We start from the raw sequence: 26,009 nt of genomic DNA, 5'->3' as shown, positions 1-26,009 counted from the left end.
CCTTAAATAAGATTCTCGGATTTAAATTTTCTTCACTTTCAAAGATGTTCCTTCTGTACTGATTACTTTGATTTTTTCACCCTGATCGATGAATTCACCCCTGGAATAGGCATCATAGACTTCATCCCCGATAATAACTTTGCCGCTAGGCATCAACCGGGTGTGGGCAATTCCTTCTTTACCCAAAAGGCTGTTTTCATAGACTGAAGAAGTGTAACCTGCAGTCCTCTGTTGGGTTGTAGCGAGTGCAATGGTGCTGAATGCTCCCCATTTATTGACCTTTGGTGCCAAAAAGAAGATCAGCCCAAGGGCCGCAATAGCAGCCAATATCACCGTCAACAATGCTACAAACAAATCTCCTGCGGGAACGAAGGAAAAATCAAAGGAATCATTAGGAATCATCCCGAGGGTAAGACCGGTAAGTATACCAAGGATTCCCAATATCCCAAAAACCCCAAATCCGGGAATCACAAATATTTCTATCAATAGAAGAATAACACCAATGATGAACACAGCGATTTCCCAATTTTCAGCCAAACCACTGAGGTAATAAGGAATAAAGTATAAGATGATAGCAGTAATCGAGGCAGCCAATGGAAAGCCAACGCCGGGAGTCTGCAATTCGAAATAAATCCCTGCAAAAATAATGAGGATCAAAAATCCACTTACAGCAGGATTTAAAAAAACAGAAATTATTGACTCGACAGTGGAAGTTGTTTGCTCGATGATCTCATAATCTGACACACCCTGCTTGGTGATGACCTCTTCGATAGAATCAACTTCACCTTCACAAAACCCGTTTTCAATTGCTTCAGAAACTGCAAATGTGATCACTGAACCTTTTTCGCTTATTCCTTCGATTTCTATTTCCTCATCGACCATGGCTTCGGCGATTTTGGGGTCCCGGCCTTTGGCTTCTGCAGTGCTGCGCATCATGGAGCGCATATAGGATTGATATTTGTCTGGAGCAGCTTCACCGCCACCGCCCATGACTACGGTAGCTGCCCCGATGCTTGCTCCGGGAGCCATATAAATGCTGTCGCAGGCAATGGAAATCAATGCGCCTGCAGATGCAGCATCCTTATTGATCCAGACATGGACAGGGATTTCTGACTCCAGAATCATGGTTCGGATATCATCAGCATCATTGACCGCGCCTCCATAGGTATCCATTTCAATGATTACCATGGCGGCAGATTCTTCCTTGGCTTCTTCAAGAGCCAATTTTACTTTACGGTTCATCCGAGGATCAATGTTGTCGTCTATCTTAAAAACATATATTTTCTTTTTTTCTGAGGAAGAATCAGCTTGGCTCAAAACTTCAGATGACTGCAAAACAAAAATAAAGACCAATAAAATTGATGTTAAAAGGGATTTCATAGGATGTGCTATTTGAGTTTTGAATATACCAAATAATCCAATACCAGCCGCAAACACTAATTATATCATTGGTTTGTGAAGGATAGGTATTTTGCCTTATTTTAGAGCCAAAACAATTCAATTATGATTAAAAAATTCAGTTTGTCAGTTATGACAATTGCTTTCTTAAGTGTCTTTTCCACCCTTCAGGCCCAAACGGATAGGTGGCAGCAAAAAGTCAAATACATCATGGATGTCACTATGGATGTAGAGAAGAATACCTATCTGGGTACACAAAAATTACAATATACCAACAATTCACCTGATACCCTGATTAGGGTATTTTACCATCTTTACTTTAATGCTTTTCAGCCAAACAGCATGATGGATGTGCGTTCGCGTACCATTTCCGATCCTGACAGGAGGGTGATGGACAGAATTCAAAAACTTACTCCTGCAGAAATCGGTATCCTGAAAGTAAATAAGCTGACAATGGATGGAAAAAAAGTCGTTTTTGAACATGTGGAGACGATTTTGGAAGTGGATTTGCCTAAGCCAATCCTTCCCGGGCAGACTGTAGTATTTGACATGGAGTTTGAAGGACAGGTTCCGCTTCAGGTAAGAAGGGCAGGCAGGGACAATGCCGAGGGAATACGGTACTCTATGTCACAATGGTATCCTAAAATGGCTGCTTATGACAGGAGAGGTTGGCATTCCAATCCTTACGTTGGGAGAGAATTCTATGGAAATTTTGGAGATTTTGATGTGAAAATTACCATTGACAAAACCTATATTCTTGGCGGAACCGGATATCTACAAAATGCCAATCAGATCGGGCATGGCTATGAAGACGAAGGAGTAACTGTCCCAGTTGCCAAAGGAAAAAACCTAACCTGGCACTTCATAGCACCGAATGTCCATGATTTTATGTGGGCGGCAGACCCAAAATATACCCATGAAAAAGTGAAAATGGAAAATGGGCCAATGGTTCATTTCTTATATGTAAAAAATGACAAAACCCAAGAGAACTGGGCCAAGCTAAAGGGCTACACTGTAGATGCGATCCAATATATGAGTGATAATTTTGGAAAGTATCCTTATGAGCAATATTCTGTCGTGCAGGGCGGTGACGGAGGTATGGAATACCCAATGTCAACTCTGATCACTGGACATAGAGGGCTTCAGAGCCTAGTAGGGGTGACGGTGCATGAGCTCATTCACAGCTGGTATTACGGTGTTCTTGGATTTAATGAATCATCAGAACCTTGGTTGGATGAAGGATTCACCACTTGGGGCACGAGTGTGGTCATGGATGTTGTTTTTGCCAAGTCTGACAAATTTGTGCAAAATGGGGCCTATACTTCCTATTTTAGGTTAGCAAAAGCCGGATACGAGGAGCCTTTGACGACTCATGGCGATCACTACAACCTCAATTCTGCTTATGGACCTGGCACATATAACAAAGGCGCGGTTTTCGTAGAACAGCTTGCCTATGTGATCGGAAAAGAAAATTTTGATAAAGCAATGTTGAGATTATGGAACGATTGGAAATATATGCATCCAAATGGCCATGATGTCATCCGTGTGATGGAAAAGACCAGTGGATTGGAGTTGGATTGGTATTATGATTATTTCATTGCTTCCACCAAGACCATCGATTATGGAGTCAAATCCGTCGAAGGAGTGGAAAATAAAACAAAGATAACTTTTGAAAGAGTTGGTCTTATGCCTATGCCTTTGGACGTGGTGGTAACCTATACCGATGGATCGAAGGAGATGATCTATTTGCCCTTGGTAATCCAAAGAGGTAATAAACCTGAAGAAAAAGGAATGCCCTCACTCGTAATGACTGTGAGATGGCCTTGGACAAATTATTCCCAAGAAGTTCAGCTAGACAAGCCAGTTTCATCGATTGAGTCGGTGGAAATTGATCCAAGTCTGAGGTTGGCTGACGTGAATAGGGGAAACAATAAAGTTGATGTCACCACGCTTCTTGACAAGAAGTAATAAAAAAGCCTTCAAAAATAATTTTTGAAGGCTTTTTTATAAATGTCCAATTCAAAAAAAAAGGTGCTGTTTGGCACCTTTTTTTATTTTTTGAATCATCCTGCGTTTTTCTTCTCTTGAACCTCGGTACGGATTTCCTGTGCCAAGTTTTTAAGATCCTGCATACCTTTTCTTACACGGGTACCTGCAGCTTGATTGCCTTTGTCATAGAATTTTTCAAAATCTCCTTCAAGTCCAAGGACGAGATCTTTTAGTTCGCTAAATCTGCTCATATTAAAAGTCAGTTTTTAAGGTTGATGATAAGTTTATTTGTGCGGTCAATATAGCTAAATTGTTTATAAAACAACACAACAAAGCCCTTTTTTGCCTTTAATTATTCTCCAAAAGACATTGCCAATTCTGTATTTCTGTAATAACCGCTTGTTAGTTTGTCTTTTACAGCTTCGAAGGCAGCAATTGTTTCATTCACGTCTGCAATGGTATGTACAGCGGTTGGGATCAATCTTAGGATGATCATTCCTTTTGGAATTACCGGATAAATGACCACCGAGCAGAAAATGTTGTAGTTTTCTCTCAAATCTCTTGTCAAAGTGGCTGCTTCACCTACAGTTCCGTTTAGGACTACAGGGGTCACAGGAGAGTTTGATTTTCCAGTACTGAATCCTTTTTCTTTCAGACCGTTTCTCAATGCATGGACGATTTTCCAAAGATTTTCTTTCAATTCGGGTTTTGTCCTGATCAAATCCAATCTTTTCAATGCACCTTCAACCAAAAGCATCGGTAAGGATTTGGCAAAAATCTGTGACCTCATATTGTATTTAAGGAATTGGATGACATGTTTTTCTCCGGCAATAAATGCTCCGATAGAAGCCATTGACTTAGCAAAAGTGGAGAAATACAAATCTATCTGATCCTGTACACCTTGTTCTTCACCCGCACCCGCACCTGTTTTACCCAATGTTCCGAATCCGTGCGCATCGTCTACCAAAAGCCTGAACTCATATTTTGCTTTCAAAGCCACGATATCGGCTAGTCTGCCTTGATCACCGGTCATTCCAAATACACCTTCTGTAATTACAAGTACGCCGCCTCCGGTTTCTTCAGCGAGCTTGGTAGCTCTCTGCAGTTGCTTCTCGCAGCTCTCTATATCGTTGTGTGGAAATACATATCTTTTTCCTAAATGCATCCTCAAGGCATCGATGATGCAGGCGTGGCATTCGCTGTCATATACGACCACATCTTTTCTATCCAAAATAGAATCAATGACAGACATGATACCCTGATATCCGTAATTGAGCAGGTAAGCGCTCTCTTTACCAACAAACTCGGCTAGTTCCCTCTCCAACTGCTCGTGAAGGTCAGTTTGACCTGACATCATCCTCGCGCCCATAGGATAAGCTGCTCCCCACTTCGCAGCTGCATCGGCATCAGCTTTTCTCACTTCGGGATGGTTGGCGAGACCCAAGTAGTTGTTTAAACTCCAGGTCAAGACTTCCTTGCCCTTAAATTTCATCCTGGGTGCGATTTCTCCTTCTAATTTTGGAAAGGCGAAATAGCCTTCTGCAAGCTCTGAGTGCTTGCCTAAAGGGCCAAGGTTGGTTTGTAATTTTGCGAATAAATCCAAGGCTAAATTCTTTTAGGTTTTACAAATTTGTGAATGGATGTGTCCTCCATTAAATCGGGCAAAACTAACACAAATAGTCCAGCCTTGCAAAAATCCAATTCCAAATCAAATATTCTTTTACTAACTCACATTATTTTACTTACTTCGCAGGACATGCTTCTTATAAGAAATAAACCCAATTATGCATAAAATCAAAAAACTTTTGGTAGCAAACCGGGGAGAAATAAGCCTTCGGATCATGCGTACAGCCAAAGAAATGGGTATCAAAACGGTTGCGGTATATAGCGAAGCTGACCGCAATTCCCCCCACGTGAAATTTGCCGATGAAGCTGTTTGTCTTGGACCTCCGCCGTCCAACCAATCTTACCTTCTTGCAGACAAAATCATTGAAGTAAGCAAAGAAATGGGTGTGGATGCAATCCATCCGGGTTATGGGTTTTTATCTGAAAATGCGGCTTTTGCCAAGAAAGTGACTGATGCGGGGATCATCTTTGTAGGGCCATCACCTGAATCAATAGAGGTTATGGGAAGCAAACTTGCCGCAAAAAATGCTGTATTAAAGTATGGTATCCCAATGGTACCGGGTACTGACCATGCCATCAGTGATATTCCCTCTGCCAAACATAAGGCTAAAGAAGTAGGCTACCCTATTTTGATCAAAGCAAGTGCCGGTGGCGGTGGAAAAGGCATGCGTATCGTGGAGGAAGAATCGGAATTTGAAGAACAAATGCTCCGTGCCATTTCCGAAGCGCAATCAGCCTTTGGGGACGGGGCTGTTTTTATTGAAAAATACATCACATCACCGCGGCATATTGAAATCCAGGTTTTGGGAGACCAACACGGAAATGTAGTCTATTTGTTTGAACGAGAATGTTCTATCCAAAGAAGACACCAAAAAGTAATCGAAGAGGCGCCTTCAGCGGTTGTTTCTCCTGAGATGAGAAAAGCAATGGGGGAGGCTGCCGTCATGGTTGCCAAAGCATGTGATTATTATGGTGCGGGCACAGTAGAATTTATAGTAGACGAAAACCTCGATTTTTATTTCCTTGAAATGAATACGAGACTTCAGGTCGAGCATCCTGTGACAGAAATGATTACGGGGAAAGACTTGGTACAAGAACAAATCTGGGTGGCTGAGGGAAAACCACTTTCTTTCAAACAGGAAGATTTGAAAATCAATGGACACTCCCTTGAAATCAGGGTATATGCGGAAGATCCAAGGAATAATTTTCTCCCGGATATCGGCAAACTTCAAACTTACATCAGGCCTCAAGGCCCTGGAATACGTGTCGATGATGGGTTTGAACAGGGAATGGATATTCCTATTTATTATGACCCGATGATTGCCAAACTGATTGTGCATGACGAGAGCAGGGAAAAAGCCATTCAGAGGATGATCAGGGCGATAGATGACTATCAGATTACGGGCATTGAGACTACTTTGGGATTTTGCCGGTTTGTATTGGAGCATCATGCTTTCAAATCAGGAGCTTTTGACACCAAATTTGTGGAGAAATACTTTTCTCCGGACAAGTTAGACATCCAATGGGATGATGAGGAACAGATTTTATTGGCAGGCTTGGCAATAGAAATTTTTGAAAAAAATAAGTCTAGCCTTAAAGATTCCCATAAAAGCCAATTGGCAGGAAACAAAACCAATTGGAAAAATAGGTTGATCTGATGGCAGAAATTCTACCGATAAAGGCTTGGCGTTATCACGATAGCCTCAAGGACCGCATGGAGGATATGATCTCTCCGTTATTCGATGTAGTTTCTCAAAAGCAGAGACAGGCACTTTACGAAAATCCTTTCAACAGCATCCACTTATCCGTTCCATTGGGTGAAAATCCTGCGCTTTCTGCCAAAGCCATTCTTGAAAACTGGAAAAATGAAGCTGTGATTACCCAAGATCAGATCCCGGGAATCTATGTTTATTACCAATATTTTAAATTACCGGGAGAAGAAAAGGAGTTTTGTAGGAAGGGATTTATCGCCCAAATCAAGGCTTATGACTGGCATGAGGGTGTGGTGCTGCGCCATGAAAACACCATCCCGAAATCCGTCAATGACCGGGTGGAAATGTTAAAATCCACAAAATTTCAACCCAGTCCTACGCATGGATTGTATGAAGATCCAATGCACATATTGGAACCCTTTATGGATGAGGCCATTCAAGACCCGATTTATGATCTGGAAGATTACCAAGGAGTAAGGGAGGTTTTGGCTGTGATTCATGACTTGCCTACCATTAAGATTTTCTTAGAACAAATCGCTTCCAAATCAATCATACTCGCGGATGGGCATCACAGGTATGAGGCTGCGATAAAATACCGAAATGACATGACTGCTTCAAATCCAGAACATAGGGGAGATGAAGCATACAATTATCATTTGATGTATTTTACCAATGCACATTCTAAGGACTTGAGAATTCTTCCTACGCACCGGCTTTTTACCGGAATTTCATTGGATGAAAATGATATCCTCTCCAAAGCCGAAGATTGGTTTAACATAAGAAAGGTTTACGACTCAGATGAAATTTCAGAATTGATTCTTCACAAGCAATGGGCTTTCGGACTTGTTTTTAAAGACAGTGCTTATAAAATCAGGCTTAAACCCGAAAAATTTGAAGAATTTGAATTGGCTATTCCTGATGTGGTCAAATCAGTTGACCTGATGGTGCTCCATTATTTTTTCATAGAAAAAGTAATGGGGATCAAAATGGAAGAACAACGCTTTTCGGAAAAGTTGGAATACGAAAGAAACCTGAGAAGATGTGTGGGTAGAGTAGGAGAGGGTTCTGCTGATTTTGCGGTTATCACCAAAGAAGTCTCTATGTCTCAGGTTTTGGAAGTCTGCAAAAGTGGTTTTATGATGCCACAAAAGTCTACCTATTTCTATCCAAAAACTGTATCGGGTTTATTGTTTGCTTCTGTTGATGAACAGGAATTCAAATTTCCATACCAAGCATTTCGGCCATGATAAACTTAGGTGCAAAAAAGCTCATTCTCGCATCCCAATCTCCAAGGAGAAAAGAGTTATTGAAAGGATTGGGATTTGATTTTGAAGTAAGGTCAAAGGATACGAGTGAGGATTTTCCTATAAATCTTGACCCATCCGAAGTTGCGGGCTTTTTGTCCGCAAAGAAAGCAGCGGCATTTGCTCACGAAATAGGTCCCAATGAAATCGTTTTGACCTCTGATACTGTGGTAATTCTGGAGGGCAAGATTTTGGGAAAACCGGCTAATGAGGAAGAAGCATTTGAAATGCTTTTCGCACTTTCAGGAAAAACACATCTCGTGACTACCGGGATTACTTTTTTGACTTTAGAAAAAGAATTGACGCTTTCAGATACCGCAAAAGTTTTTTTCAAGGAATTGTCAGGACAGGAAATCGAATATTACATTTCCAATTTCAAGCCTTTTGACAAAGCAGGAGGATATGGAATTCAGGAATGGATAGGATTTGTCGGGGTTGAAAAAATTGAAGGCTCCTATTTTACTGTCATGGGATTGCCCATTCATCTGGTTTATGATGTTTTGAAAAATTTGTAAAAAAAAACATCCTCAGAATCATTTCTGAGGATGTTTAGAATTTATTGGAATTGAATGAAATTATTTTTTATTAGGATTCATATCGGCCTTGTCCACTTTTTTGACGGGATCATTGTCTTTGAGTTGCTTGGAAACAACAAAATATGGACCTGATATAATTTCCTGACCTTCTTTTAGACCTTCCAAGACTTCAATATTGTCAAAGTCAGAGATTCCGGTTTTGATTTCGGTCTGTTTTGCTCTGTTGTTTTCGATGATGAAAACTAGTTCTTTTGCCTTTGTTCCTTCAGGATTTTTGGCAGTAGAATCTTCTCTTGTAGTCACAGCAGCTAAAGGAACTGCCAGGACATTGTCTTTCTTTTGGGTAATGATGTCCACACTTGCAGTCATTCCCGGACGGAAAGGATATTTCATTTTTTCAGTGATCAAGTCAGCATAAGAATCATTTAGGATTCGTATTTTGACCTCAAACTCCGTCACAGCATCAACACTTGCTTTTGTATTGGCTGAGTTTGCGATAGAAGTAACGACACCTTTGAATTTTTTACCAGAGAAAGAATAGGAATCCACATCAATAATGGTAGTATCGCCTTTACTGATTCTGACAATGTCATTTTCATTTACATTGACACGCACTTCCATTTTGTTCAAATCAGCCAATCTGAGCATTTCAGTTCCTGCCATTTGTTGGGTACCAACTACCCTTTCTCCCTTTTCAACCAAAAGCTGGGATACAACACCACTAAAAGGTGAATATACATTTGTTAACCTCAAATTTTCAGAGGCTTCATTGACAGTTGCTTGAGAACTTTTGACAATAAATTCTGCAGCTACTACTTGCTGTTTGGCAGCATCGAGGTCATTTCGGGCGGTTAGGTAAGTAGATTGGATTTGTTCCCAATCAGCATCAGAAATAACTTTGTCTTGATGAAGTTTTTCGTTCCTATTATATTCCAACTCAGCCCTTACAAATTGTGCCTCTGCTCTTTTTAGGTTTGCTTTAGATTGAGCAAGATTTGCCATATTTTGATTTAGGTTTGCCTTAGACCTGTCGAGTGCGGAGATAAAATTATCAGGTCTGATTTTGACCAAAAGGTCACCAATCTTTACAGAATCGCCTTCGAGGACGTTAAGTTCAATGATTTCACCTGCCACATCAGGGCTGAGTTTGACTTCTGTTTCCGGTTCGATCACCCCTGAGGCGCTCACTTTTTCGATAATCGAAACTTTCTTGGCTGTAGATGTTTCTACGTTGGTTTCCTTTTCACCACCGATCCATCCAGCGGATCTACCGATGATGGCGAATATGATGACGACGGCCAACACTCCTAATAGGATATAAATAAGCTTATTTGACTTTTTCTTTGCCATTTTGATTTGGTATTTTATTAAAGTTTGAGTGGGTTACCTAGGTAAAAATCAAGGACTTTTACCCTGAATATGTAAGTATATTTTGCTGTGACTAGGTCTGCCTGTGCATTGAAGAAATTGTTTTGTGCCAATTGGAAATCTGCAAAGTTGATTGCTCCTGCATCAAACCTTTGTTGGGATATCCTGAAAGCTTCTTGCAATGAAGCCACCCTGACCAAAGATGCTTGGTAGGATTGTCTTGCAGCATAAGCACTAGTATAGGCACTTTCTATGTCTTGTCTGAGTTGGTTTACAGTCTCAACTTCCTGGATTTCGCTTAATCTTTTTTGAAGTCTTGCCCTCTGTACATTAGCCCTATTTCTCATATTGGACAAGATTGGAATGTTCAGCTGAAAATTTCCCGAGTAGGAAAAGTTATTTCCGATTTGGGTTCTAAAATCATCTCTTACTCCCAGAAAATTAGCCTGGTCTACATAGTTAGAAAATCCACTTCCTCCGACTCCGATTGTTGGAAAATAACCTCCCTGCGCAATTTTAACTCCTAACTCAGCACTTTCTACTCCTAATTCAGCAGATTTTATTTCCGGCATCAAAGCAAGTGCAGTTTCAAAAACTTCATTGACTTCTTTATCAATCATAGAATAGTCATCAGCTTCCAATTCAGGAATTACAATGTCGAAATTATCATTGAATGGAATCTGCAATGCTTGAGAAAGGTTGAGCTTTGAAATTCTGAGGTTGTTGGTTGCATTGATTACCTCAAGTTCATTGGTTGCATTCTGCGCTTGAATATCAAGTTTATTTGCCAAGGGAAGAGAACCTGCGTCTACCAATTTGGTAGTGTTTGCTAATTGCTGACGCGTGCTTTCCAATTGATTTTCAGCAATTTTTAACTGCTCTGAGTTGAATACCACATTGATAAAGAAATTAATCACATTCAATGTTATGGTGTTTTCTGTAGCCTTTACATTAAACTGGGCTGCTTCGATATCGATCTTACTTTGCTGAATCGAATTGGTAATCTGCTGACCCGCAAACAAAGTAAGATTTGAATTCGTAAAAAGGTTGATGTTTCCGATACGGTTGTTTTCAAACAAGTTGGTCACCGGGTTAATTGAACGACCCCATCTGTATCCCGAGCTTGCGCCCGTAGACCAAGTCGGAATCCTTTGGCCACGGTTACCGATAAGATTGGCCTCTGAAATACCTAAGTTTGCCTGACTCCGCTGGAGTGTCAGGTTATTTTCCAAGGCGATTTCGATACAGGTTTCCAAATCCAACCTGCTGAAATCAACATCTTGGGCTTGTAAAGTAGAAATTGAAAGCAGCAAAAAAGCAACTGCCATTAAGTAATATTTTTTCATCATGGGTTAATCTATGTCAGGTATGTAAATTAATTCTTTGATCCAAGTCAAGCTTTTGAGGTATGCAATAGTAGTAGGCCTGATTCCGCTGTCCATTTCTATTACATGGCAGGCAATGTCATTCTTCCCCTTTCGGGAAACAGACATCGTAGCAATGTTTGTTTTTTCTTGTGCTATTACCGAGGAAATAAATGCAATGGCTCCGGAAACATCCTCGGCTTTGATGATGAGCGTATGGGATTGGGCGGAGAAGTTTGCATTAAATCCATCTATTTCAGCAATGTTTATTACACCACCACCTAGACTTTCACCGATAACTTCCACTTTTCTTTCCCCTTTGGTTAGGTTCAATTTGATAGTGTTGGGGTGGTAAACAGAGGCATTTCCGATTGATTTGAAGTTAAATTGAAGTCCTTTTTCTTTTGCAAGTTCAAATGATTGTTTGATCTTGGCATCGTCAGTTTTGAAATCAAGAAGACCTCCTATGATTGCTTTATCGCTTCCATGTCCTTCATAGGTGCGGGCAAATGAATTGTAAAAAGTGATGATAGCAGCATCAGGAATTCCACCCAAAACCCTTATAGAGGATCGGGCTATCCTGACAACCCCCGCGGTATGGGAAGAGGAAGGACCAATCATAACCGGACCGATCATATCAAAAATACCACTTTTTGTTCCCATGGAAAAGTCTAGTTTCAATTAGCATGCTAAAGTAAGAAGGATTTTAATTTGAAAAAGACATTTTCAGGAAGTTTGCCATTATTAAGGATTAAATCATGATTATTTAATTATTTTTAACGCGTCTTAATAATTACAAATATCTGTTTTGTTCAATAATGAACAGTGGTATGGTCGGATTTGATACAATTTTTCTTTATAAACACAATGACGGGATTTGGGCTGATGGCGCTGAAGAATTTCATAATAGAGGCTTTTTGTTTGGTGATGGACTTTTTGAAACAATGGTTTACTCTAATGGGAAAATCAGGTTTGGAAATGAACACCTCGAAAGGTTAAATGAAGGTTTAAAGATCCTTTTCATCGAAAATGATGGACTCTCAAGGCTCAATGAAATAGAAAATCTCCTTCATGAAATTTGGGGTAACAAAAAAAGCTTGAGGGTAAGATGGAATGTTTACAGGTCGGGATTGGGAAAGTATACACCGGAGGAAAACCATGTCATTGAGAGTCTTCAGGTTCAGTCTCTATTTCCCACCCCAATACAGAAAGAAAAAGCCTATTTAAGTCAATATGTATTTATCCAAAAGACTCCTTGGAGCCATTGCAAAACCTTAAGTGCAATCCATTATGTTATGGCCAATCTGGAAAGAAAATCCAAAGGATTAGATGAGGTGATTTTGAAAAATTCAGAGGGATTTGTTTGTGAAGGTGGATCTTCCAATATTTTTTGGATTAAAAACGGACAATACTTCACGCCATCTTTGGATGCAGGTTGTATAGCAGGCGTCGGAAGAAGGATGATTATTTCTTATCTAAGAGAAAACAATATTCCTATTTTGGAAGGATTATTCAGAAAGGAAGAGTTATTCCTGGCAGATCAGGTTTTTACAAGTAATGTGACAGGAATAAGCTATATAAAGTCCATCGATGATAAAGTCTTTGATAGCCAAAGGAATGAGTATTTAGCCTCGATTTTTGAGGACTAATACAATCCAATAAAACAATCAGATCGCTACAGCTGCCTTGATATGTGGATGCGGATCGTAATTCAGCAGTTCAAAATCTTCATATTTAAAAGCGAAAATATCTTTCACACTCGGATTGATTTTCATTGTGGGTAGGGGTCTCAAATCCCTGCTGAGTTGGAGATTTGCTTGTTCGATGTGATTGCTGTAAAGGTGTGCATCCCCAAAAGTGTGGACAAATTCACCCGGCTCAAGGTCGCATACCTGTGCAACCATCAAAGTAAATAGGGCATATGAGGAAATATTAAATGGAACTCCCAAAAACACATCCGCACTTCTTTGGTAGAGTTGGCATGATAGTTTGCCATCTGCTACATAGAATTGGAATAATGTATGGCAGGGAGGAAGTGCCATGTGGTCAACATCTGCCACATTCCAAGCGCTTACAATATGCCTTCTGCTATCAGGTTTGGTTTTTATTTGATGTATCAAATTCTTGATCTGATCTATTTCTCCACCTTTGCCATCCGGCCAATGTCTCCACTGATAGCCGTAAACAGGACCAAGATCCCCGTTTTCATCTGCCCATTCATCCCAAATACTTACTTTGTTATCGTTTAGGTATTTGATATTGCTGTCACCATTTAGAAACCACAGCAACTCGATGATAATGGATCGGAGGTGAAGTTTTTTGGTAGTGACTACAGGGAATCCATCCGCAAGATTAAAGCGCATTTGATAGCCAAAAACACTTATTGTTCCTGTGCCTGTTCGGTCTGTTTTTTTGACACCGTTATCCAAAATGTGCCGCATCAAATCATGGTATTGCTTCATAGTCAGGGAGGAGAATTTCTAGGGAGCAAGATAGGAAGATAAGTAAAAATAGGAAAGCAGGATTTTGCTTTTATTGCTGAAAGAGAAATTTTTTGGTTCTCTAATTTTTACTTTATAATCAGTATGTGTTCTATTTTTTGACAAAATAGTTTTGTGGGAAACTTTACTTTCCTGTGATTTGTAAACAAAACCAAGCCTTACCTGTATATTTCATTTCAAATATGTTTACTAAAAAGAATTCGTTTTGGTCCTTGGGAATGGCATTGCTGATGACTTTGGTAATTTTGATTTTTAGGCCAAGCGTTGTTTTTGATTATGATTTCGAAAGTTTTTTTCCCCAGGAAGATGAGGAGCTTCTCTTCTATCAGGATTTTAGAGGCAAGTTTGAAAATGACAATGATTACCTTCTCATAGCACTTGGCGGCAATACCGAAGTCTTTGATTCGGTTTTTTTGTCTGCGGCAAATTCTTTGAACAAAAGTCTCAAAAAATTAGAAAAAGTGGAAAGGACAATCTCCCTGCTTGACTTGGAGGAACCAATTGTAAATCCCTTTGGAATTAGGTATCGGAAAGTTTTGGATTGGGAAAACGCCGAGCGTCTCCAAAATTCAAGGAAGACAATATTAGGTTCGCTGCAATATCAGAAAGGGCTGATCAGTAAGGATGGAAATTATCTTTTGATCCTATTGAAAAATAAGCAAAGGATCAGTAAAGAGGACGGTGATGAGTTGTATCAAGAGATAAAAAATCTTGTCGCCAACTCAGGGATCAATGAATATCACTTGGCAGGGAAAATACGTGCCCAAGGAGAATTTGTGAATTTGCTTCAGGAGGAATTTACTTTCTTTTTGGGAATTTCGCTTATTTTAATTGTATGCTTACTCATAATCATATTCAGGACTTGGTGGGGTGTTTTGGTGCCGCTGACTGTCCTAGCCCTCGGGATTTTGTGGACGATATCCTTGTCCCTATATTTTAATAAACCCTTGGATGTGATGTCGGTGATGCAGCCTACGATACTTTCTGTAGTTGGATTGGCCGCATTGATCCACTTTTTCAACCATTACCTAACACAGATCAGAAATGGACATCCCAAAGATGAGGCTATCAGGATCTCATTTTCAGAATTAGTAACCGCTGTATTTTTGACATGTATTACTACTTCTTTGGGCTTTGTTTCGCTCTTTTTTACCAATATCCACAGCTTAAAGTTTTTTGGATTATTTACAGGTCTTGGGGTAATGTTGATGTTTTTGGCAGTTGTAATGATAGCGCCGGGAATGTTGTACCTATTGACTCCATTCAAAGTTTCGGAAAATGATTCATTTTCTGTGATGTGGCGAAAGGGAATGAGGCTCGCTTTTTTATGGACCTTAGCCCACACCAAATCTATCGTTTGGGTTTTTGTTCTGATCACTTTGATTTCTGCTTATGGCCTGTCCAAGCTGCAAGTCAATGGATATATTTTGGATGATTTACCGGAAAATAATTCTCTTATAAATGAGTTCCGTTTTTTTGATCAGGAATTTGGCGGATCTAAGCCTTTGGAATTTTCCTTGTCAGCAGGGCCAAAGGCAAAGGATTTGATGCAATATGAAGTTTTGAAAGAGCAGGAAAAGTTAGAGAGTTTTATAAAGGAAGCATTTGGCGCATCAGCAGTTGTTTCACCTTTGACTTTGGCCAAAAGTCTGAATAAGGCATTGAACAGTGGAAGTGAAAAGGCGTTTGCTACGCCAACTATTGGGCAGGTTCGTCGGATTGAACCCTATTTGGGGAAGGCCGTTGAAGAATCGCCTGTCAGGGTTTTGACTTCAGATTTCAAATCCGGGAGACTTTCCGGCAGGACAGAAGATATGGGGAGTCTTGAATCTTCAGCTATGAAAGCCAAACTTTCAAAGTTTTTAGAAGAAGAAATCAATCCTGATTTACTTTTGGTCCGGATTACCGGAACATCCCATCTGATCGATATCAGTCATGAAAGTGTGACTGCCCAAATGGCAAAAGGACTTGGGTTTGCATTTTTAATCGTGGCTTTGATTGTAGGATTTTTGTTTAGGTCATGGAAAATAGCAGTGATTTCACTGATTCCAAATGTTATTCCTCTGCTTTGGGTATGTGGGTTAATGTTTGTATTTGGGATTCAATTAAAACTAACCACGGCAATCATTTTTACAGTGGCATTTGGCATTGCGGTAGATGATACCATTCATTTTATGGCAAAGCTTAAAATGGAACTTAGCAAAGGGAAATCATGGCTATATGCCATCAAAAGGACATATTTGGAAACCGGAAAAGCAATCATACTTACTACCCTGATTTTGGTTTCGGGCTTCTCTATATTGACTTTAAGCCAGTTTGGGGTGACTTTTTATTCAGGTTTATTGATCGGAATGGCTTTGTTTTTTGCTTTGATTGCTGATTTGATCCTGCTTCCTGTTTTATTGATTTTACTAAAAAAAGAACCTTAACCGAACATTATTCTTCAAACTCCGCTTTGGTCTTCTTGATGGGTTTGTTTAAGGAAAAAACTGCAGAAACAGGATAATGATCCGAATAATCGACCTCAGAGTGAGTTTTGAAATCTAAAATTTTCAATGCTTTGTCAAAAAAGACATTATCAATCCTCAAAAAGAAAAGAACCTTATTGTAAGTAAATCCAAATCCTTTTCCTGCTTTCTCAAAGCCGTTGTTCATGATGTTTCGGAGTGTGAAATAGGTATAGCTATAAGGAACATCATTGAAATCCCCGACCAAGATATTGGCATAGGGACTGTTTTCCATGTGTTCCATAAGAATTTCCAATTGTGAAGCCCTTGCCACCTGTCCCCGTTTAAGTTTTCTGAGCGTTTGTCTGTAATTTTCTTTGATTCCATCAAAATCTGAGAGCTCCGCAGAAGGGATATTCATGGATTCAAGATGTGCATTATAGATTCTGATCGTATCTTTTTCGACTTTGATATCTGCGAAAATTATTCCATTCGTACTTCGGGAATCCAAAACAATCCCTTCATTGATGATTGGGTATTTGCTAAATATCGCCATGCCAAATGTACTTGACTTTGGATTGCCCTGAATGACTTGATAAAAATGGTGGTAGCCGGTTTCTTTTCCAAGTTGCTTAATGGAATTCCTGGACGGCGTAGTGGGGTCTTGGTAAAACTCCTGAAAGCACTTGATATCGGCTGGATTTTCTTTGAGCCATTGGATCAAATTTTTGGAAGTGCTGTTCTTAAGGTCCCCATTTTTATTGTAGCTGAACATGTGGACATTGTAACTCAATACCGATAGCCCATTTTCCACTTCGGGCTGAGTTCTTAATTGAAAAGTGACTCCGACAAACTTCCAACCAATCACCAGAGCAATCAAAGGAAGAAGTGCCAATTTCCTTTTAGCCAAAACCAAAGCAATAAAAAGAAATCCGTTGATGACAAGGAGTAGTGGGATGGTTAGGGTAGCAAGTCCAACATAAGGAAAATATTCAGGGGAAATATAAACACTAAAAAACAAAGCCAAGGAAACCAAAAAAAAGAAGGAAGTAAGAAATCTTATCATTGGCTAAAGCTATTTTTGGCGAAAATAACGGTAATTCAATCCTGTTGCAAATGAATATAGGGGGGAATCAAATTAAGGAACTGAACACCAATCCTTTTTTTGATTTCCCCCTTTAAATTATTTGATAAGAATAAGCTCACTTTGCGGCTCCATTAAATACCTCGCCCCATCCTTGGTTACCACTGCAGTTTCTTCTACTGACATGGTTTTGGTTCCTGTTTCAGGAAGTTTCCAAGCGTGAAAGCCATCAAAAGCGAATAACATACCCTCTTTCAATGGCTTCATCGCAGCGGGTCTCACTGTGGGATCAGGAAGAAGTCCACCTCCGAGATTTGGTCCAATATCGTGGGCGACATACCCAACCGAATGACCGGTGCTCCACATGACCGGTTCTGAACCGCGTTCTGCCATCCAGTCTCTCTGTGCTTTATCGACTTGATATCCCAAGACACCTGGTCTCATGGCTTCAAGTGCAATTCTATTTCCGCCAATAGAAGATTCAAAATAAAACTGTACAGAATCCGGGGCCTTTGTTTCCCCTTCCCTCAGTACATAGGCGAACCTTTGGATGTCCGAAACCCACATATCATACACCCGAATGCCAAAATCAGTTTGGATCACATCTCCTGGCATGATCACTTTGTCAATAGAGTGGGAGTGACCACGGTCTGGTCCTGAATTGACATTTGGATTTTGGTCAGGTGACCACCCGTCTTTGACGCCATATTCTTCCATTTTTTTCTTCAGAAATTTGGCAATATCGGCATCGGTACTTTTACCCGGAATGACACTTGCATAAGCTTCATATTGCCACTTTGAAGTCAAGATTGCTGCTTGGGTCATAATTTCCACTTCTGCAGGAAGCTTAACAGAAAGCCATTCATATATCAGGTCATCTGCGGACACCAACTTTCCGGTTTCGGGACCCAAAGATTCTTCTAAAGTTTTTCTTTGGCTGAAGCTCAATCCGTCAGCCAACTCATTTTCAAAAGAACTGTTGATGGCGATTTTTTTAAATTGTTTTGCCTTTATATATTCTGATGCATCAGAAATGGATGAATTGCCCCTTTGGACAGGGATCACTTCATCATGGATCTTCAAATCCGCCAATGCTGTAGCTTCACCTATTGGGCAAAACACAACTGATTTTACGTTTTCCCCTTCAAGATAAAACAAAAATAAAGCCTGTCCTCCAGCATTTTCTCCACCGATATGGTGGGCAATAGGGTCATTGTTATTTTCCCTGCAGAGAATTATCCATGCGTCTGTGCCTGCAGTTTTCATAGCCTCAGGTAACAATTTCTGAATTCTTTCTTTCCGGATTTCTGGCCATGGGCTCGGTCCTGAAAAAGGATTTTCAATGGTTGCTTTGTCATTTATTTCTTGGTTGCAAGAAAACGAAAGCAGAATAAGAATTGATAAAAAAGTGCTGAGAGTGTAATATCTGTATTTTCTTGTTGTCATGGAAGTTTGGGGTTTGGAATAATTCAGGAAATTAATCACAGGTAGAGAAAATAAAAAGCCTTTTTTTATACTTAGATATTTTTTTGAAGATATGAGGTTCTTTTTTAATCAACTGTTGCCAAATTACTCTTTCATTAAGCACTATGAAAAGTAGGATATGGATTTAGATTTGGGTTTGTTGAAAAAAAAATAATTATCTTCGAAGCGTAAAACTACAACTTTATGAAAAAATCAAACTTGTTCACCCTTGCTGTTTTTACGGCTACAACCTTGTTTTTTGCAGGTTGTGGAGCTGAAAAAAGCACAGAGACTACCGCAACTGAAGAAGTCGCAACTGAAGAAAAACCGGCTTCTGAAGAAAGACCAAGTCCTTTAAGAACCCTCGAAGGCAATGTTGGAGCCTCTAAATTAATGATTCAATATGGCGCACCTTCTATCAAGGGAAGGGTTGTTTGGGGAGATTTGGTGCCATATAATGAAGTTTGGAGAACAGGGGCTAATGAGGCTACTTATGTGGATTTCAGTACTGATGTGACAGTAGAAGGACAACCATTGAAAGCAGGAAGGTATTCTTTGTTTACCATTCCAAAAGCTTCCGGTGCTTGGACAGTAATTTTCAATTCCGAATGGAACCTTGAGCATGGGCATTTTCAATACAAGGAAGAAAATGATGTGCTTCGTGTGGAATCTACTCCTGAATGGGTTGAAGAAAGCCAAGAGCAGTTATCAATAGCCATTGAGACTCCCGGTATAGTAGTAAAATGGGAAAAGCTAAAACTGCCTATTGCCATCCAATAATATAGATTTTGAAAAAGACCCTGACAAAATTTTTTGGCAGGGTCTTTTTTTGTTTTTTTGAATTCATTTTTTTTATCAAAATTCATCAAATGATTTATTTCAGAATTTCCTACATAAAGATTTCTATATGAGATATCTAGGCTTCATCCTTGTTTTCTTAATCACAATGGGGTTGGGGATTTCCCTTTCCATGCAATTTGGGACTATTCCTCCTATCGGAAAACTGCTTGACCCTAACCATGGATTTTGGCAAAATTCTTATAGTGAGGATATGGATTTTGAGGATGAGCTAGATCTAAATAACCTTAGCAAACCTGTTAAGGTAATTTACGATGAAAATCTAATTCCTCATGTTTTTGCAGAAAATGACAAAGATTTGTATAGGGTTCAAGGTTTCATTACGGCCAAGCACAGACTGTGGGAGATGGAGTTCCAAACCATGGCAGCAGCAGGAAGGATTTCGGAGATAGTAGGGCCAATAGCCATTGAATTGGATCGAATGACCCGAAGAAAAGGACTTGCATTTGCCGCAGAAAATTCACTTCAATTTATTCAAAAAGAACATCCTGATACTTATGAATTATTAGAGGCATATGCAGATGGGGTAAATCAGTACATAGAAAGTCTGAGTGCAGGAGAGTTACCCATTGAATATAAAATTCTTGATTACAAACCTGAAATGTGGAGCGCCTACAAATCTCTGCTGCTTTTAAAATACATGGCAGACATGTTGGTAGGGGATAGGGATTTGGAATATACCAATTTAAGAAATCAAATTGGACAGGAAATGCTGGATAAGCTTTATCCTGATTTTCCAGAAGAAAATGATCCGGTCATAGAGGCGGAGAGGATTTGGGATTTTGTACCATTGGAAATTAAAAAACCTGTGGACAAAAGGTATCCTGATGAAGATGTTTTTGTCAATACATTGCCCCAACCTGTTGAGGGAATAGGCTCCAACAATTGGGCGGTTTCCGGTTCAAAAACAAAAAGTGGAAATCCTATTTTGGCAAATGATCCGCATCTAAGTTTGAACTTGCCATCGCTTTGGTACGTGATGCAGCTTTCAACACCTGCACAGAGTGTAAAAGGTGCCACCCTTCCAGGGGCTTTGGGGATTATTTCAGGATTTAATGAGAACATTGCTTGGGGAGTTACCAATGCCACTAGGGATACGAGAGATTGGTATGCCATCCAATTCAAAGATGAAAGAAGAGAAGAGTACTTATATGATGAAGTTTGGGTAAAAAGTACATTTCGTGTAGAGGAAATAAAAGTCAAAGGGCAAAGTTCGTTTTTGGATACTGTGGTATATACCCATCATGGTCCGGTGGTCTATGATAAGAATTTTAGATCTGATAGGAAGGATGTTAATTTTTCACTCAAATGGACTGCACATCTTGAGTCAAACGAGCAAAAAACCTTCCTTTTGCTCAATAAAGGAAAAAACCATGGTGACTACATAGAGGCTCTAAACCATTATACCTCACCTGCCCAAAACTTTGTTTTTGCATCAAAAGACGGTGACATCGCAATGAAAGTTCAGGGACGGTTTCCATTGAAATGGGAAGGACAGGGGAAGTTTTTGATGGATGGTAAAAATCCTGATTTTGAATGGCAGGGTTTTATACCTAATGAGCACAACCCATCTACGCTGAATCCGGTTCGTGGATTTGTATCTTCTGCCAATCAGCATCCGGTAGATCCCTCTTACCCTTATTATACTTTTGACCATAGTTTTGAGCATTATCGAAATAGGCGGTTGAATGATCGTTTGAAGGAAATGAATCAAATTACTTCAAAAGATATGATGGCCCTCCAATTTGATAATTTTCATCTTCATGCGAGCGAAGCCCTTCCGGTTATGCTTGGTTTGTTGGATTCCACTGATTTAACTCAGATGGACGAATTTGGAACAAAATATCTTAACCAGTTAAAAAAATGGAATTTCAACGCTTTCCCCAATCAAGAGGAACCTACATTGTTTCAGGTTTGGTGGGAAAATCTCTATCAGGGAATATGGTCCAAATTGAAAACAGATGGTATTCCAATTGTATTGCCCAACAAATATCAAACAACAAAATTACTGTTGAATGAGCCAGAAAATGAGATTTTTAATAATCCCGAAACGCCTGAAAGAGAAACTGCAAGATCATTGCTGAGATCCTCTTTTTATGAAATGGTAGAAAAAATAAAAGAGATAGAAAAAGCTGAAAAAGATTACACATGGGCAAATTATAAGAAGACTTCGATTTTGCACCTTGTTCCCAATTTCAGATCATTCAGTCATACCAATGTCTATACAGGTGGAGGAGCCGGGATTTTGAATGCTACAAGTGAAAGGCATGGAGCAAGTTGGAGGATGATAGTAGAAATGGGAAAGGGAGGAAGTGCATTTGGGATATATCCCGGTGGCCAATCTGGAAATCCCGGGAGTAAATATTATGACAATCTGATCAAAAAATGGGCTAACGGAGAATATGTTGATGTTTCTATTAAATCTGAAGAGAATTTTTCAAATCCTCTTTTTTGCACCCTATTTAAAAATTGATATATGAGAAAATCTCTTCTTTTATTTGTTTTTGTTAGCATTTTAGTCTTGGTAGCTGGGCCATACATGCCGTATTGGGTTTTGATGATAGGTGTTGCGGTTGTTTCCTTTTTTATAGAAGCAGGTAAAATGCCGACATTTATTTCCGCAGGTCTTTCATTTGGTTTGACTTGGTTGGCGCTAACAGTATACATATCAATCAGGACAAATTCAGTGCTACCAAAAAGGATGGCTGAATTAATGGGCTTAGACAACGATAACTTACTCTTTTTAGGGACCGGAATTTTAGGCTTTTTAATTGGTGGATTCGGCGGACTGGTAGGGACTATGGTAAAAAAGTTGTTAGATAGAAAATATTGAAATCCTATTGAATCAGAGAATATTCTATCACTTTATTTCAGTATTATTTGTATTTAAAATCCTGTTATTTGCGAGTTGTAAAAACCGGGTCAAAAAAACTTAAAATATTTTGCTTTTAGTGTCGGAGCGAGTACTTTTGTTGCTCGTTTTGTGCATATCACTTTTATGCTTGATTATTTAATTACGTCCAAGACCCGCCTAAAACTTTTGGTTAAGTTTTTCAGCAATGCCGAAAATCAGGGACATTTGCGTGGTCTTGCTGACGAGTTTGGAGAATCCACCAATTCAATCAGAAAAGAGCTAAACCATCTTTCGGAGGCTGGTTTTCTGGTAAAAGTGGCAGATAAGAATAGGATTGAGTACCAAGCAAATACACATCACCCAATGTTTTCTAATCTTCAGGAAATAATTAGAAAATACTTAGGATTTGACAAATTATTAGAGGCTGTTTTGGAAAGGATGGGGGAAGTCAATGAAGTTGTATTAGTGGGAGATTATGCTCAAGGAATTGATTCAGGAACAATACAAGTAGTGATTAATGGAGAATCTTTGAATAAAGATTATCTTGGTCATTTAAGCAATAGGATTGAAGAATTGATAGATCGGAAAGTCCATTTTGATATCAACAAAAAATTTACTTCGAAAGACACATTAGTTTTGTTTAAGAAGTAGGGGTTAAATTCTTCGCGTGATTTATTGAAGAGATGTTTTTAATTGGAAGTGCATAAAATGTGACTGAAAGGGCGAAGCTGTGTCAACTAGAAGAAGTTAAATGATTTATTTTCTGAATAATTTAAGACTTTGGTTTAATTTTCGGAATGTGCATGTTAAAAATTCGATTATCATTTTAGTACAGGGATAAAAAATCCTTTGTTATTTCCCACAGTGGCTAATATTTAAAAAATGAGCAAAAAAATAATAAATCAAATCTCGGTTGTAAAGTTGTTTTTTACCGCGCTTTTGTTTGTGGTAACTGTGGCAACTCTGTATGGCCAATCGATTTCTGATATACAAAACGTCAAAGTTGATAATCTTTCAGATGCCCAATTAGAGCAACTTATCAAAAGAGCTGAATCCTCGGGGATGACGGAACAACAGCTTGAAGCAATGGCGAGGGAGCGAGGAATGCCGGCTACCGAGGTAGCTAAGTTAAGGCAAAGGATCAATCAGATCAGAAATAAAGGAAGTGTAGTATCAGGCGATCCTTCTCAAAATACGACTGAAAGAAAATGGGTTCAAAATGAAGAATTTTTTCAAGAGAAAGAAGTGGTGCTGACAGAAAACGAGAAGAAAATTTTCGGTTTTTCATTGTTTAGAAACAACAACCTTACTTTTACCCCAAACTTGAACATTCCGACTCCTCAAAATTACATTTTGGGATCAGGTGATCAGATTTTGGTTGACATATATGGAGCTTCTCAATTTGAATATGATCTGAAAGTTAACAATGAAGGATTGATTTTTATTCCTAATGTTGGCCCCATTAATGTTGCAGGTTTGACTGTGGAAGCAGCTACAGCGAGGTTGGCGAACACTTTATCAAATATTTATTCAGGGTTAGGTGGTCCATCAGCAAATACCTTTATGCAGCTTAGAGTTGGAAACATCAGATCAATTCAAGTTTCAATAGTAGGCGAGGTTTTTAAACCAGGAAATTATACTCTTTCATCTTTTGCAAGTGTATTTAACGCAATTTATGCTTCAGGAGGGATAAATAAGGAGGGCTCTTTTAGAAATATCCGAGTATATCGAAACAGTAAGATGGTTGCTGAAATGGATATTTATGATTTCTTGGTAAATGGAAATCAGTCTGAAAATGTAAGACTTGAGGATAATGATGTGATTATGATTCCTCCATTTGAAAAAAGAGTAGAAATCACAGGGCCTGTAAAAAGGCCAGGATTATTTGAAATGAAAAGTGATGAAAATCTTAAAGACCTAATAAAATTTGCAGGAGGTTTTTCCAACACAGCTTATCAAAATATAGCAACGGTTTTTAGAACAACTGAAAAAGAATTTAAAGTTGAGAATATTGACAATCAGAATTTCGGAAATTTCATTCCCAAAAGTGGGGATACCTTTGTTTTTGGAGAGCTGTTGGATAGGTATGAAAATAGGATTCAAATATCTGGAGCACTTCTAAGGCCCGGTACATTTGCTTTGGAAGAAGGGATGGGAATCAACGATCTGATCAAAAGAGCGGGAGGATTGAGAGAAGATGCATTTATGAATAGGGCGGCTCTTTACAGGACTAGGAATGATTTTTCTTTGGAAATGGTAACTGTAAATATTAGTGAAATTGTAAATGGTAACGAAGAAGATATCACTTTGAAAAGAGAAGATGTATTGTACATTCCAAGTATTTATGACCTTAGAGAAGAATTTTATGTAATTATCAGTGGTGAGGTAAATAATCCAGGATCGTTTGCATTTGCAGAAAATATGAGTGTTTCTGACTTGGTTTTTAGAGCAGGTGGTTTAAAAGAATCTGCAACGTCCTCCCAAATTGAAATAGCGAGAAGGGTTAAGGATGATGTTTCTGGTAAGTTGGCTGAAATCATTCATATTGATATAGATAAGGAATTAAAGATTTTGGGTGATGATTCAAATTTTACTTTGACACCTTTTGACCACGTTATCGTCCGAAGAAGTTCTGGATTTCAAAGAAGCCGATTTGTTAGTGTAGAAGGAGAAGTTTATTTCCCCGGTGAATATGCTATTGTCTACGCTAATGAAAGAATTTCTGATTTATTGAAAAGAGCAGGAGGATTAAATCAATTTGCCTATCCAAAAGGTGCTACGCTGATAAGACGAAATGAATTTTTTGAAGGACCAAGCGAGAATGAAATTAAATCAACAAATCTGATAGGTGTAAAAAGTAATCTTCAACGAATCAAAAGAGATACTACTGAGGCTGAGAAAATTTTATTAAATAGAATTGATCAAAAAATTGAAGAAAAAGGCGGTGGTATATCCAATAAACAAGGAGGATTGTTGATTGATGAATTTAGGAAAGAAACCATTGAAGAATTAGTTTCGGAAAATGACACTCTGGATTTTAGTATTGTAAAGACTCAAGATATGATAGGGATTAACCTCTCGGAGATCATTGACAAACCCGGAAGTGAATTTGATTTGATTTTACAAGAGGGGGATATTTTGAGCATTCCAAAACAATTGCAGACCGTCAGAATGAGGGGTGAAGTTCTGTTTCCAACAACTGCCCGGTATAGAGAGAAGGGTGGATTTAAATCATATATATCAAGAGCGGGAGGTTTTACAGAAAAATCCAGGAAAAAGAAATCTTATGTTGTATATGCCAATGGTGACGTAAGAAGAACATCTAACTTTTTGTTTTTTAAATTTTATCCAAAGGTAGAACCTGGTTCTGAAATAATTATTCCAACAAAAAAGGAAAAGGAAGCAATGCCTTTACAAGCTTGGTTAGCTATTTCAACAACATTGACAACCTTGGTATTGTTGTGGAATAATTTAAGTCAGTAATTAAAAGTCCTATAAAAATTC

At 39.0% G+C, this 26,009-nt stretch carries 20 protein-coding genes; 11 read left to right on the top strand and 9 right to left on the bottom strand.

Annotated features, from left to right (window positions below; genetic code table 11):
- Nucleotides 1-21: 21 nt before the first annotated feature.
- Nucleotides 22-1,380 (bottom strand): NfeD family protein, encoded by a 1,359-nt coding sequence (locus NK987_RS02050; protein ID WP_258423299.1) that lies wholly within the window; start codon nt 1,378-1,380, stop codon nt 22-24.
- Between the two features lie 123 nt (nt 1,381-1,503).
- On the opposite strand from NK987_RS02050, the gene NK987_RS02045 reads away from it, so the two are divergent.
- Entirely contained in the window at nt 1,504-3,366 is a 1,863-nt protein-coding gene (locus tag NK987_RS02045) for a M1 family metallopeptidase (RefSeq protein WP_259262513.1), read from the top strand.
- Between the two features lie 95 nt (nt 3,367-3,461).
- Here the strand turns inward: NK987_RS02045 and NK987_RS02040 are convergent, their stop codons facing one another.
- Together NK987_RS02040 and NK987_RS02035 are read right to left on the bottom strand one after the other, a co-directional pair.
- Complete coding sequence (locus NK987_RS02040; RefSeq protein WP_241124126.1) at nt 3,462-3,638, bottom strand: histone H1; 177 nt, start codon at nt 3,636-3,638, stop codon at nt 3,462-3,464.
- Between the two features lie 101 nt (nt 3,639-3,739).
- Nucleotides 3,740-4,990, bottom strand: coding sequence for an aminotransferase class I/II-fold pyridoxal phosphate-dependent enzyme (locus tag NK987_RS02035; RefSeq protein ID WP_258423301.1), 1,251 nt, complete (start codon nt 4,988-4,990; stop codon nt 3,740-3,742).
- Between the two features lie 181 nt (nt 4,991-5,171).
- Here NK987_RS02035 and accC point away from each other — a divergent pair, with 181 nt between their 5' ends.
- From accC to NK987_RS02020, 3 genes are read left to right on the top strand one after another with little or no spacing between them, the layout of a single operon-like run.
- Nucleotides 5,172-6,671, top strand: a complete 1,500-nt coding sequence (gene accC / locus NK987_RS02030) for an acetyl-CoA carboxylase biotin carboxylase subunit (protein WP_259262512.1) — start codon at nt 5,172-5,174, stop codon at nt 6,669-6,671.
- Complete coding sequence (locus NK987_RS02025) at nt 6,671-7,972, top strand: DUF1015 domain-containing protein (RefSeq protein ID WP_259262511.1); 1,302 nt, start codon at nt 6,671-6,673, stop codon at nt 7,970-7,972. Before accC ends, NK987_RS02025 begins: the two co-directional genes overlap by 1 nt.
- Entirely contained in the window at nt 7,969-8,544 is a 576-nt protein-coding gene (locus NK987_RS02020) for a Maf-like protein (RefSeq protein ID WP_259262510.1), read from the top strand. The genes NK987_RS02025 and NK987_RS02020 overlap by 4 nt, the downstream gene beginning before the upstream one ends.
- 60 nt (nt 8,545-8,604) lie before the next feature.
- Here NK987_RS02020 and NK987_RS02015 read toward each other — a convergent pair whose 3' ends face one another.
- From NK987_RS02015 to sdaAB, 3 genes are read right to left on the bottom strand one after another with little or no spacing between them, the layout of a single operon-like run.
- Complete coding sequence (locus tag NK987_RS02015; protein ID WP_259262509.1) at nt 8,605-9,915, bottom strand: efflux RND transporter periplasmic adaptor subunit; 1,311 nt, start codon at nt 9,913-9,915, stop codon at nt 8,605-8,607.
- 17 nt (nt 9,916-9,932) lie between these two features.
- Nucleotides 9,933-11,279 carry a TolC family protein gene (locus NK987_RS02010; RefSeq protein WP_258423506.1) on the bottom strand — a complete coding sequence of 449 codons (1,347 nt, stop codon included), beginning with the start codon at nt 11,277-11,279 and terminating at the stop codon, nt 9,933-9,935.
- 6 nt (nt 11,280-11,285) lie between these two features.
- A complete protein-coding gene (sdaAB, locus tag NK987_RS02005; protein WP_259262508.1) occupies nt 11,286-11,960 on the bottom strand; it encodes an L-serine ammonia-lyase, iron-sulfur-dependent subunit beta in 675 nt (224 codons plus the stop codon).
- A gap of 155 nt (nt 11,961-12,115) precedes the next feature.
- Here sdaAB and NK987_RS02000 point away from each other — a divergent pair, with 155 nt between their 5' ends.
- Nucleotides 12,116-12,946 carry an aminotransferase class IV gene (locus NK987_RS02000; RefSeq protein ID WP_259262507.1) on the top strand — a complete coding sequence of 277 codons (831 nt, stop codon included), beginning with the start codon at nt 12,116-12,118 and terminating at the stop codon, nt 12,944-12,946.
- 18 nt (nt 12,947-12,964) lie between these two features.
- Here NK987_RS02000 and NK987_RS01995 read toward each other — a convergent pair whose 3' ends face one another.
- A complete protein-coding gene (locus NK987_RS01995) occupies nt 12,965-13,759 on the bottom strand; it encodes a thymidylate synthase (protein ID WP_259262506.1) in 795 nt (264 codons plus the stop codon).
- A gap of 221 nt (nt 13,760-13,980) precedes the next feature.
- On the opposite strand from NK987_RS01995, the gene NK987_RS01990 reads away from it, so the two are divergent.
- Nucleotides 13,981-16,227: an efflux RND transporter permease subunit gene (locus NK987_RS01990; RefSeq protein ID WP_259262505.1), complete on the top strand. Its 2,247-nt coding sequence runs from the start codon at nt 13,981-13,983 to the stop codon at nt 16,225-16,227.
- Between the two features lie 7 nt (nt 16,228-16,234).
- Here NK987_RS01990 and NK987_RS01985 read toward each other — a convergent pair whose 3' ends face one another.
- Both NK987_RS01985 and NK987_RS01980 read right to left on the bottom strand, forming a co-directional pair.
- Entirely contained in the window at nt 16,235-17,311 is a 1,077-nt protein-coding gene (locus NK987_RS01985) for an endonuclease/exonuclease/phosphatase family protein (RefSeq protein WP_259262504.1), read from the bottom strand.
- Between the two features lie 117 nt (nt 17,312-17,428).
- A complete protein-coding gene (locus NK987_RS01980; RefSeq protein ID WP_259262503.1) occupies nt 17,429-18,775 on the bottom strand; it encodes a M24 family metallopeptidase in 1,347 nt (448 codons plus the stop codon).
- Nucleotides 18,776-18,997: 222 nt separating this feature from the next.
- Between NK987_RS01980 and NK987_RS01975 the strand changes: the two genes are divergently transcribed.
- The 5 genes from NK987_RS01975 (at nt 18,998) to NK987_RS01955 (ending at nt 25,988) form a co-directional block, all read left to right on the top strand.
- On the top strand, nt 18,998-19,573 hold the full coding sequence (locus NK987_RS01975; RefSeq protein ID WP_258423312.1) for a DUF2911 domain-containing protein: 576 nt from the start codon (nt 18,998-19,000) through the stop codon (nt 19,571-19,573).
- A gap of 127 nt (nt 19,574-19,700) precedes the next feature.
- On the top strand, nt 19,701-22,124 hold the full coding sequence (locus NK987_RS01970; RefSeq protein ID WP_259262502.1) for a penicillin acylase family protein: 2,424 nt from the start codon (nt 19,701-19,703) through the stop codon (nt 22,122-22,124).
- Between the two features lie 3 nt (nt 22,125-22,127).
- Nucleotides 22,128-22,484, top strand: a complete 357-nt coding sequence (locus tag NK987_RS01965; RefSeq protein WP_258423314.1) for a hypothetical protein — start codon at nt 22,128-22,130, stop codon at nt 22,482-22,484.
- Between the two features lie 207 nt (nt 22,485-22,691).
- Nucleotides 22,692-23,156, top strand: a complete 465-nt coding sequence (locus NK987_RS01960) for an ArsR family transcriptional regulator (RefSeq protein WP_338021183.1) — start codon at nt 22,692-22,694, stop codon at nt 23,154-23,156.
- Nucleotides 23,157-23,387: 231 nt separating this feature from the next.
- Nucleotides 23,388-25,988, top strand: a complete 2,601-nt coding sequence (locus NK987_RS01955; protein ID WP_259262501.1) for an SLBB domain-containing protein — start codon at nt 23,388-23,390, stop codon at nt 25,986-25,988.
- The last annotated feature ends 21 nt before the right edge of the window (nt 25,989-26,009 follow it).

This window comes from Aquiflexum gelatinilyticum (assembly GCF_024813435.1).
Classification (GTDB): Bacteria; Bacteroidota; Bacteroidia; order Cytophagales; family Cyclobacteriaceae; genus Cognataquiflexum; species Cognataquiflexum gelatinilyticum.
Note: the sequence above shows the minus strand (reverse complement) of the source record. Positions and strands in the feature narration are given on the sequence as shown.